Raw genomic sequence first — 1,371 nt, 5'->3', positions numbered from 1 at the left:
TCTATCAGAAATGTTTGGTTACATCGGTACTCTACGTACAATGACATCTGGTCGTGGTCAGTTCTCTATGGAGTTCTCACACTACTCACCATGTCCAAACAACGTTGCTGAGCAAGTAATTGCTGACGTTAAAGAGCGTAACGCTAAGAAGTAATTCTTAAGTTAACTCTATGATTTTAAAGCCCCGCCTCGTGCGGGGCTTTTTATATCTATGGCCGAAAGTTGTTTGAAGAGTCATCAACGTTCATCTTTTAAGTTTGCTTTACTTTGACGCTGAGATGTTGGCTAACATTCATCACCGAACTTGGTCGTTCTCTTGTTGTTTAGCAAACCTCCTTTTGAAGTAAGACGTGCTTATTTATCGAGCTCGATAATTTCAAAATCTTGTGTCACTGACTTTTCAAATGTGTCTATCTCTTCTTTTAACCACTGGGCAAATAGTTGTGCTTTTGGTCGCTTCAAGTAACCCTTGGGTGCACATAGGTAGTACGCAAATCTAGGTTTTATCGCGATGTCGCCAATACGAACCAGTTTACCCGTCCGAAAATATTGATACGCCAAGCTGTGTTTGACGAGCGCTACACCTTGCAGGGATAACGCAGCTTCCAACACTAAGTGCGAGCCACTGTATTTTAAAGCGGGCTTTGCCGCAGAGTGTCCAAGTCTTGCTAACCACATGTTCCAGTCGAGATCGGGCCAAACGTCTTCGATGAGCTCTGCTTTGCTTAAATCTTCGATGCTATAGATGCCATGTTCTTTCTGATACATCGGATGACATGCTGGGTAAAATGCTTCGTCCATCAGCCACTGCGATTCTAAATTTGGGTATTTTCCTAATCCGTAGCGAACGCACAAATCTATCTGACTATCTTGAAAAGAGACAAGATCATTTGTGGGCTCTAGTAATAGGGCAATATCAGGATGACGTTGACGAAAGGCGGTGATTTTAGGCACCAACCAATGGTGGGCAAAGGAGGGCAGTGTTGATATTGAAAGATGGTTCGGGTTTGGATCCTGGTTGACAAGGCGTACGCCTTGCTGCAAATGGGCAAACCCTCTTTCTGCCTGAGTAAATAGCAGTTCCCCTTCTGGCGTCAGCACAATTTTTCTGTGTTGACGAACAAACAAGTCCGTCCCTAAAAACTCCTCAAGCTGACGAATTTGTTGGCTGATGGCTGCGGGGGTAACAAATAGATTCTTGGCTGCGGTTTTAAAACTGCCTTCCTTTGCTGCGATGAAAAAATAGTACAAGCCCTGTAATGGTGGCATTCGATCTTTCACATTAGTTTTCCTTAACTCTATGGCAGATTCTATCGTTTGAGGATATCAGCGTAGTCTCCGATTATTAACTGGTCAATATTGTAATAGGAA

General features: G+C 43.4%; 2 protein-coding genes. One reads left to right on the top strand and one right to left on the bottom strand.

The window, feature by feature from the left end:
* Positions 1–154: hypothetical protein (locus R7Q38_RS23445; RefSeq protein ID WP_318114474.1), on the top strand; the 154-nt coding region annotated here is incomplete at its 5' end.
* 200 nt (positions 155–354) lie between these two features.
* Here the strand turns inward: R7Q38_RS23445 and R7Q38_RS23440 are convergent.
* Positions 355–1,281 (bottom strand): LysR substrate-binding domain-containing protein, encoded by a 927-nt coding sequence (locus tag R7Q38_RS23440; protein ID WP_024699390.1) that lies wholly within the window; start codon positions 1,279–1,281, stop codon positions 355–357.
* Between the last annotated feature and the right edge of the window lie 90 nt (positions 1,282–1,371).

The organism is Vibrio sp. Vb0598, assembly GCF_033338935.1.
Classification (GTDB): Bacteria; Pseudomonadota; Gammaproteobacteria; order Enterobacterales; family Vibrionaceae; genus Vibrio; species Vibrio alginolyticus.
The sequence above is the reverse complement of the archived record's forward strand: the minus strand, read 5'-3'. Positions and strand labels throughout refer to the sequence as shown.